The 9,479-nt window shown below is 68.5% G+C and carries 7 protein-coding genes; 5 read left to right on the plus strand and 2 right to left on the minus strand.

The genetic code is table 11. The features are described from left to right. The 5 genes from GA0115259_RS24130 to GA0115259_RS24150 all read left to right on the plus strand — a co-directional run. Positions 1 to 436 (plus strand): ABC transporter permease (locus GA0115259_RS24130; RefSeq protein WP_370748410.1); only part of this gene is annotated, 436 nt, incomplete at its 5' end. Continuing rightward, positions 433 to 1,440 (plus strand): ABC transporter permease, encoded by a 1,008-nt coding sequence (locus GA0115259_RS24135; RefSeq protein ID WP_093600921.1) that lies wholly within the window; start codon positions 433 to 435, stop codon positions 1,438 to 1,440. The genes GA0115259_RS24130 and GA0115259_RS24135, both read left to right, overlap by 4 nt. Next, complete coding sequence (locus GA0115259_RS24140; RefSeq protein WP_093600923.1) at positions 1,437 to 2,681, plus strand: ABC transporter substrate-binding protein; 1,245 nt, start codon at positions 1,437 to 1,439, stop codon at positions 2,679 to 2,681. The genes GA0115259_RS24135 and GA0115259_RS24140 overlap by 4 nt, the downstream gene beginning before the upstream one ends. Then, positions 2,678 to 3,544, plus strand: a complete 867-nt coding sequence (locus tag GA0115259_RS24145; RefSeq protein ID WP_093600925.1) for a sugar phosphate isomerase/epimerase family protein — start codon at positions 2,678 to 2,680, stop codon at positions 3,542 to 3,544. Before GA0115259_RS24140 ends, GA0115259_RS24145 begins: the two co-directional genes overlap by 4 nt. Before the next feature lie 100 nt (positions 3,545 to 3,644). Continuing rightward, a complete protein-coding gene (locus tag GA0115259_RS24150; protein WP_093600927.1) occupies positions 3,645 to 6,761 on the plus strand; it encodes a ThuA domain-containing protein in 3,117 nt (1,038 codons plus the stop codon). A 21-nt stretch (positions 6,762 to 6,782) separates the two neighbouring features. On the opposite strand, the gene GA0115259_RS24155 is transcribed toward GA0115259_RS24150, so the two are convergent. Together GA0115259_RS24155 and GA0115259_RS24160 are read right to left on the minus strand one after the other, a co-directional pair. Beyond that, positions 6,783 to 7,622, minus strand: coding sequence for a hypothetical protein (locus tag GA0115259_RS24155; RefSeq protein ID WP_093600929.1), 840 nt, complete (start codon positions 7,620 to 7,622; stop codon positions 6,783 to 6,785). 81 nt (positions 7,623 to 7,703) lie between these two features. After that, the coding region (locus GA0115259_RS24160) for an RHS repeat-associated core domain-containing protein (protein WP_218104233.1) at positions 7,704 to 9,479 on the minus strand (1,776 nt) is incomplete at its 5' end.

Here is a 9,479-nt window from a genome sequence, read left to right on the forward strand (position 1 = left end):
CACCCCCCGCCGTACCCGTCTGGGCCATCACATGTACGCGACCGGCGGCGACGAGCACACCGCCCGGCTCTCGGGCGTCCGCACCCGCCGTACCGTCGTCATCGCGCATGTCATCTGCTCGCTGTGCGTCGGCGCGGCGGCGCTCTTCCTCGCGGCGCGCCTCGGCGCGGGAGCGCCCTGGGCGGGTACGGAGGCCCGCTACGACCTCGAATCGATCGCCGCGGTGGTCCTCGGCGGCACCGCGCTGGCCGGCGGTCGCGGCGGAGTGGCGGGAACGCTCGGCGGTGTGCTCGTCCTCGCCGTTCTCGACAGTGTCTTCAACCAGCTCGCCGTCGACCCGTTCTTCAAGAACGTGCTCCGCGGTGTCGTCATCATCGCGGCCGTGGCCGTCTACGCCCGGCCCCGCCGTGCCGCGAAGGGAGCGCCGACCGTATGACCACGGCAACCGTCACCCACCACGGCAGGCGCGTCGTACGGGCGCTGGGCACCGGCGCTCCCGTCTATGTACTCCTCGCCGTGCTCCTGGCCGCGCTGGCTTTCACCGATCCCGGCTTCTACGAGCCCGACCGCTTTCTCTCCTTCGTCAAACGCGCCGCGCCTCTCGTGATCCTCGCCGCCGGCCAGTATCTGGTCATCGTCTGCGGCGAGTTCGACCTGTCCGTGGGAGCGGTCGTCACCGCGGGTGTCGTGGTCGCCGCCGAGTTGTACGGCTCGTTCCCCGACGCCCCCTGGCCGCTTGTCACCGCTCTGCTGCTCGTCGCGGGCGGAGCGGCCGGCCTTGTCAACGGGCTGATCACCACGGCCCTGCGTGTGCCGTCGTTCATCACCACGCTCGGCATGATGCTGATCCTCGAAGGCGCGGTCTTCTTCTGGACGGGCGGCTCTCCGCAGGGCGCCCTGCCGGCCGCCTTCCGCCAGCTCGGGCGCGGCTCCGCGTTCGGCTGGCTGCCCTGGGCGGTGATCGTCTGCCTTGTCGCCGGCGCCGCCGCCGTGCTGCTGATGCGTTCGGACTTCGGCCGTACGCTCCTCGCCACCGGCGACAGCGAACGCGCCGCGGCCCTCGCCGGGGTACGGGTCGCCCGGACCCGGATCATCGCCTTCGCCCTCTCCGGGACCGCCGCGGCGACCGCCGCGGTCCTGGTCGGTGGCTTCTCGGGCGTCTCCGCCCAGGCGGGCAGAGGCTATGAGTTCGAGGCCATCACGGCCGTGGTCCTCGGCGGAGTCGTACTCGGCGGCGGGCGCGGCTCCATCGTCGCCGCCATGGCCGGCGCCTTCTCGTTGCAGGCGCTGTTCACCCTGCTCAATCTCCAGGGCGTCTCCGGCGCGCTGGAGTCCACCGTCCAAGGATGCATCGTCATCGCCGCCGTCGGGCTGGGAGCCGCCGACTGGTCCCGGCTGCGCCGCCGACGTACGAACCCCTCGGAAGGACAACCGTTATGACAGCGTCCCGCCCTCCGCGCGGAAGGCCGCTCCGCGTCCGCGCCCTCACCTCGGCCGCCGCCGCCCTGCTGGCGACGGGTCTCCTCGCGTCCTGTACGAGCGACACGCCACCGGACACACCGGCCGCCACCGGCGGCGCCTCCGCCACGGCGGACGGACCGGACGGCGGCAAGCGGTCGGAGTTCTTCGAACAGGCCGAGTACGAGCGTCAGTTGGCCCTCGCGAAGGAGAAGCCGCAGGGACCGGCCGACAAGCCGTGGGAACAGATGCTCAGCCCCGAGTTCACCGACACCGCGCAATATAAGAAGGAGAAGGCGGGCGGTGTTCATCTCTGCTTCTCCAACGCCGGTGTCTTCAATCCCTGGCGCCAGGTCGGTCTGAAGAACATGAAGGCGGAGGTCGGACTGCACGAGGAGATCACCGAGTTCACCGTCCTCGACGCGCAGGGCAAGGACGACAAGCAGATCTCCGACATCCAGGAGCTCACCGGCAAGGGCTGCGACGCCCTGATCGTCTCCCCGAACACCACCGCCACGCTCACTCCCGCCGTCGAGCAGGCCTGCGCCGAGGTACCGGTCATCGTCTTCGACCGCGGTGTGGAGACGGACTGCGCGGTCACCTTCATCAATCCGGTCGGCGGCTATGCGTACGGCGCGGTCGCCGCCGACTTCCTCGTCGAGAAGGTCAGGCCCGGAGGCAAGATCCTCGCCCTGCGCATCTCGCCGGGTGTGGATGTCCTGGAGACCCGCTGGTCGGCCGCGGAGGTCGCCTTCGACAAGAGTGAACTCGACGTCGTGGACGTGAAGTTCACCGATGGTGACCCGGCCAGGACCAAGGCGGTCGTCAGCGACGCGCTGACGCGGCACGGCTCCATCGACGGCGTGTGGATGGACTCCGGCGCGACCGCCGTGGCCGCGGTGGAGGCGTTCGAGGACGCGGGCCAGGACGTACCGCCCATCACCGGTGAGGACCAGCAGGACTTCCTCCAGGCGTGGAAGGAGAAGAAGCTCACCGCGATCGCTCCGGCGTATCCGACCTTCCAGTGGCGCACACCGGTCATCGCCGCTCTGAAGATCCTTCAGGGGCAGCAGGTCCCCAAGGAGTGGAAGCTCCCGCAGCCCTCCGTCACCGAGGACAACCTTGACGAGTATCTCCGGCCGGGCATGCCGCCACTGCACTACGCGATGTGCGGCTGTGCCGGTCTGCCCGGGTTCCCCGAGGCGTGGGGAGGCAAGGGATGACGCGGTTCCCGCTCGGCGCCAATCCGTGGATCTGGCACTCTCCCGTCGGGAGCGCCGCCCTCGCCGAGGTCCTGCCGAGGCTGGCCGGCTGGGGTTTCGACTGTGTGGAACTGCCGCTGGAGCAGGCCGACGACTGGGATCCCGCGGCCACCGCCAAACTGCTGGACACGACCGGGCTCGCTCCGGCGGCCGTGATCGCGGTCATGCCGCCCGGACGGAATCTCGTACGGACCGATCCCGGCACCGTACGGGCCACCCAGGACTATCTGCTGCGGTGTGTCGACGCGGCTCACGCGGTGGCGGCTCCGGTTGTCGCCGGCCCGGTGTACACGGCCGTCGGACGCACCTGGCGGATGACCGCCGCGGAACGGGCCGCCGCCTGCTCGGAGTTGAGGGAAAACCTCGCGCCCGTCGTCGGCCATGCGCGTGCGGCGGGAGTACGGATCGGCGTCGAGCCGCTCAACCGGTACGAGACCGCCCTGCTCAACACCGTCGGCCAGACCCTCGCGGCCCTTGACGGCCTCGACGCCTCGGTCATCGGCATCGCCCTCGACACCTACCACCAGAACATCGAGGAGCGCGGTCTGCCCGCCGCCGTCCACGAGGCCGGCTCCCGTATCGTCCATGTCCAGGTGTGTGCCAACGACCGTGGCACTCCCGGTGCCGACCATCTCGACTGGGCCGGATTCCTCACCGCGCTGGACATAAGCGGCTACCGAGGTGCTCTGTGCATCGAGTCGTTCACCGCGCACAACGACGCGATCGCCGTCGCCGCGTCCGTCTGGCGCCCTCTCGCTCCCACTCAGGACGGGATCGCCACCGAGGGCCTCGCCTTCCTCCGACGGGCGCTCGACGCCCACTGATCGGTAACTGCCTTGGCCGGTAGCCGCCTTGATCGGTGACCGTCTTGGCCGCACCCGCACCCGCACCCGCACACCGAACTCCCTCCAGAGAGGACCGGTAATGAGCCGTCATGCTCGCGGCATAAGAAGGGCGGTCGTCGCCTCGGCGAGCGCGTTACTCCTCGCGCTCGCCGCGATTCCCGCCGGCGCCGCCACCGCCGACAGCGACGAACCCGCCTTCCGTGCCCTGCTCTTCACCCGCGCCGTGGGATACGTCCACGGTTCCATCCCCGCGGGCATCGAGATGTTCGAGGAAGAAGCGGCCGAGAACGGCTTCGAGATCGTCCAGAGTGCCGATCCGGCCGTCTTCGACGACGAGACGCTGAAGGACTTCGACGCCATCGTCATGCTGCAGAACTCCGGCATGGTCTGGGACACCGACGCACAGCGCGACGCGATGGAGAACTACGTACGCAGTGGGAAGGGCGTCGTCGCCATCCACAACACACTCGACATGGGCGTCGAGGAACAGTTCCCGTGGTGGGACGAGACCATCAACGGCGGCGTGCATATGCCGGCCCACTCCCCCGGCGTGCTCCAGGGAACGGCCAAGGTCGCCGACCGTGTCCACCCGTCCACCAAGGGCCTGCCCGAGCGCTGGGAGCGCCCGGAGGAGTGGTACAACTTCGACCGCAATCCCCGTGGCGACGTGCACGTCCTGGTCACCGCCGACGAGACTACGTACGATCCGGGCGGCTCCGCGATGGGCGCCGACCATCCCATCTCCTGGTGCCGTACCACCCAGGGCGGCAAGGTCTGGGCCACTGCGATGGGGCACGACACCCCGGCGTACAGCGAAGCCTACTTCCGGGACCATGTCATCGGCGGACTGAAGTGGGCCGCGGGCAACGAGGCGGGCGACTGCGGCGGCACCGTCTGGAGCGGCTACGAGAAGGTCACCCTCGATGACAACACCGCCGATCCGATGGAGCTCGACGTCGCCGAGGACGGCCGTGTCCTCTACATCCAGCGCAGCGGCGAAGTGAAGATCTTCGATCCCGAGGCCCACTCCACCGTCACCGCGGGCACGCTCGACGTCTACACCGGCGGCGAGGACGGTCTGATCGGCATGGAGCTCGATCCGGACTTCACCAGGAACGGCTGGATCTACCTGTACCACTCGCCGGCCGGAGCCACACAGGACATCAACCGTCTCTCCCGCTTCACCATCAAGAACGGCACACTCGATCCGGCCAGTGAGAAGAAGCTCCTCGATGTTCCGGCCTACCGGGACCGCACCTTCCCGGAACCCGGACACACCGGCGGCGCCGTCGAGTTCGGCCCTGACGGCACTCTTTATCTCGGTGTCGGCGACGATGTGCCGCCCAACCTCGATCCCGACTGGCAGGGCTACGCGCCGATCGACTGGCGCCCGGGCAAACAAATGCTCGACGCCGCGCGTACCGCGGGCAACACCAATGATCTGCGCGGCAAGATCCTGCGTATCAAGCCGACCCGGAGCGGCGGTTACACCATTCCCAAGGGCAACCTCTTCAAGCCGGGCACCAAGAAGACCCGTCCCGAGATCTACGCGATGGGCTTCCGTAATCCGTTCCGCTTCACCGTCGACCAGAAGACCGGATACGTCCATGTGTCCGACTACGGCCCCGACCGAGGAGCACCCGCCACCGACAGAGGGCCCGAGGGCCTCGTCGAGTACAACGTCATCAAGAAGCCGGGCAATTTCGGCTGGCCGTTCTGTCATGGCAACAACCAGGCGTACGCTCCGTACAACCCGGACACCGGTGAGGTCGGCGCCAAGTTCGACTGCGCGAACCCGACGAATCCCTCGCCCAACAACACCGGGCTCACCGATCTGCCGGACCTGACGCTGCCGGAGCTCTGGTACGGCTACGGCGCCTCCGAGGAGTTCCCGGAGATGGGCTCGGGCGGCTCCGCGCCGATGAGCGGCCCGGTCTACCACTACGACCCCGCGAACCCGTCCACGACGAAGTTCCCCGCCTACTTCGAGGGAGCGAGCTTCTTCTACGAGTGGTCGCGCAACTACGTCAAGGAGATCCGGTTCGACACCGACGGAAAGCTCCTCAAGATCAACGGCTTTCTGTCCTCGGTGCCGTTCAACAAACCGATGGACATGACCTTCGGGCCCGACGGCTCGCTGTACGTCCTCGAATGGGGAAGCTCCTTCGGCGGCGGCAACAACGACTCGGGCCTGTACCGCGTCGACTACGCCCAAGGGCAGCGCATCCCGGTCGCCAAGGCCACGGCCTCCGCCACGAACGGGCCGCTGCCGCTCGAAGTAGCCTTCTCCAGCGGGGGCAGCACGGACCCGGACGGTGACGCGCTGAGCTACACGTGGGACTTCGACGGCGACGGCACCTATGACTCCACCGAGGCGGCGCCCACCCATACGTACACCACCGCGGGGGACTTCACCGCCCAGCTCAAGGTCACCGACTCCACCGGCAGATCGGGCTACGCCAATATCCCGGTCACCGCGGGCAACACCGCGCCGGAGGTGACCATCGACTTCCCGGTCAACGGCAAGCTCATCACGTTCGGGGACAGGATTCCCTACAAGGTCACGGTCACCGATCCGGAGGACGGGCCGGTCGACTGCTCCAGGGTCACGGTCAATCCGGCCCTCGGACACGACGACCACGAGCATCCGACCACCGACATCCCGGGCTGCGAAGGCACCGTCGACACCGGTGATCTGGGCGGCCATCCCGAAGGCGCGGACCTCACCTATGTACTCAACGCCAAGTACACGGACAAGGGAGCCGCGGGAGCCTCCGCTCTCACCGGCTACGGCCGCGCCGTCCTCCAGCCCAGGCACAAGCAGGCCGAGTACTACGACGCGCAGTCCGGCACCCGGGTGGTCTCACAGGCCGGCGCCGAGAACGGCAAGCGCATCGGCGACATCAGCGACGGCGACTGGATCGCCTTCGATCCGATGAGCGTCGAGGGCATCGGCGGCGTCAGCTACACACTGTCGTCCCCGTACGGCGTCGGCGCGATCGAACTCCGCGCGGACGCTCCCGACGGCACACTCCTCGCCACCACGCCCGTCCCCAACACCGGTGGCTGGGACACCTACCGGCCCACCCCGGCCATCCCGGTCGAGGCCCTCGCGGGCACTCACAGGCTGTATCTGGTCTTCACCTCCCCGCAGAACAATTCGTTCGACGTGGACGCGATCGAGTTCAGCGGGTAGCTCTGTCCGACCGGACAGGGCCTAACCGCTGAAGCGGGACGCGTCCGCGGGAAAGTAGCGTAGCTCCGGGTGGGCCGGGTCGAACTGCGGCATTCCGGGCGGCAGAACAGGGTGCAGGGCCTCGAAAACCCTGCGCACTGCGTCGTCCGAATACTCCGCCACCGTCCTGGTCGCCTGGAGCACGACCCCGCCCGCCGCGAGCGGAGACACCTTGTGGAAGGCACCCGTCGCGGCGATGGCAGCGGGCCCGCCCAGCCGCTCGGACAGTTCCCCGGGGCACACCGTCGTCCAGGAGTAGCCCCGGAGCAGCTTTCTGGCCTCCCGTACGGATTCGCGCACCCGGCGGTTGAGGACCCAGTCGAGATTGGTCTCCTCCGTGGCCGGTGCGTCGGAGCCCAGCCACGCGAAGGCCGGGTTCACGTTGTCCAGCGCGGCCACGAGGAACTTCACCGCGCCGGAGCAGAAATCAGGATCACCGAGCCCGCCGGCCTCCGCGCTGAACTCCTCGCCGAACAGCAGCTGCGCCTCCGCGTTCGGGCGGCGGACCCTGACGGTCGAGCTGCGTACATGGACGAGCGGACGCCCCAGATACTCGCGCATGTAAAGCACATGCGCGGTCTCGGGCTCCAGCAGCAGCTCCTGACGCATGGCCTCCCACCCGGTCGACAGGGGCTGGAACTCCCGGCGCGGGGCCCGCTCATCGGCCCGCGTACTCGCCGAGAAGAAGGCGCTGCCCTGGTCTTCCTGCTCCAGCAGGCTCCCCAGGGGCCCCGCGAGAGCAGCCCCGAACCAGGAGGCGAGCCCGTTTCCGACCCCGCCGTCGGTGACGGCATCAAACGTTGCGATGGCCTGCAAGCCCATACCCGCGCTCCTTCCTCCCCCGGACGATCTCCCGCACAGCCTAACCACCGGCCGGCCCAGACCGGCCGGTGGTTGCCGGCGCTACGCCACGAGCTCGTAGAGCGTCATACCGCCAACGGTCACCGACGTGCCCACGGCCACCCCACCGCCACCGCTTGTTCCTCCGGCCAGTACCACGGGAGCTGCGAGGCCGACCAATATCATCCCCCACTCCGAACTCCACCAGGGCTGACCGGGGAGGGGCGGATTCGCCATGCCCGTGGCCGAAGGTGTGGGACCGGACGTCGACCGCGCCGTGGGACGGGACGCCGCCGAGGCGTCCGGGCTCGGGCCGGGGCCGGGCGACGGCGACGGCGTTCTCTTGCGTTTGGGATCGACTCCGTAGTAGCGCATGCCCTCGTAGGCGGCGTCCTTGTCGCTCCAGACCGTTCCGGTGCGGTCCTTCCCGTAGGCGAACTTCGCTGTGGCGAGTGCGGGCCCTCTGGCGACCCTGCGGGTGTCACCGTTCGAGTCCAAATGGTCCTCAAGCTTGTTGACGTAGCGTATCAGCTGATCGAGGCCGTCCTCGAAGGCGTACTTGTGCTTCTTCGCGGCTGCCTGGTCACCGGGCTTCGGCTTCTTGGAAGCCGTGGGCTTCACTTCCCAGATGTACACGGTGCCGTTGGACCAGAAGATCACATCGGCTCTGCCGTCGGCCCCTGATCCGTCGGCCTTGGCGCCGGGAATGTCGTTGGCGGCGTGACCACCTCGTCCGACATCGACGGTGACGAATCCCTCGTTCCCGAATTTCTTCGCCCACGAGGCCGCCGCGAAGCCGGTGGCGCAGACGGCCGCGTCGTGGGCCGTTTTCTGCCGGGACAGGCAGTTGCCGAGGTTGGTTTTTCCTTCGTTGCGCTGGACGGGAGTTGCTCCGCCTCCGCCGGTGTCACCGCCATCGCTGCCGCCACCACCACCGCCGAGGTCCGACACCTGATTGCCCAGCCATGCGCACATGCAGAGGAGCAGTCCGCTGGGGTCGCTCTTGCTGACAGGGCTGCCGTTGCCGTAGGCGTATCCGTTCATCTGCAGTGGATCGGCCAGGTCGGTGACCGGGTCCGCGGACAGGAAGCGGCCCGCGTTCTGGTCGTACTCGCGCGCACCGATGTGCGTCAGTCCGGTTGCCGCGTCATCGATGCCGACACCGAGGTAGCCGCGCTTGTTGGGCCAGTTCGTCGGCTTCGGACCGCGGGCCTCGCCGTAGGGCTTGAACTCCCGGCGTGTGACCGCCTGACCGCCGGACAGTTCGACCGAGGTGCCGGCCGTGCCGAGGTGATCGGCGAGCAGAACATGGAGCTTGTGGCCGGTGGTGGCGCCGTTGCTCGTGGTGCGGACGACGGTCGGTGCCCCCGGGTGGGCGTACGCCCGCGAGGCGCGTGTGATCTTTCCGGTGGTGTCGGTGGTCAGTTCGGTCTCGCCGAGGTGGAGCGTCGCGCCGGCCGGCGAGTGCTCCAGCAGGCGGTTGCCGGCCGCGTCGTAGATGTAGGACGTCTTGTCGCCGTCGTCCGTGATGGACTCCAGCTTGTTGTCGGGTGACCACTTCAGGCTCTGTGTCGTCGCCGGAAGGTCACGGACCTCGGTATTGCCTGTGGCGTCGTAGCTGTAGGAACTGCCCTGGCCGGACGGTGTCGAACCGATCCAGGCCAGTGTGTGCGGCTGGGTGTTGATCGGCTCGATCAGTCCGTTGCCCGTGACGGTCGTTCCGTAGCCGTAGACGTAGCCGACGTTCTTGGTCGCGTCGGCCGTGTTGTGTTCGGTCATGGTGGCGCGGTTGCCGAGCCAGTCGAAGGTGAACGACTGGCGGTAGGCGGTGGCGCCGGT

The organism is Streptomyces sp. MnatMP-M17 (assembly GCF_900091995.1).
GTDB lineage: Bacteria > Actinomycetota > Actinomycetes > Streptomycetales > Streptomycetaceae > Streptomyces.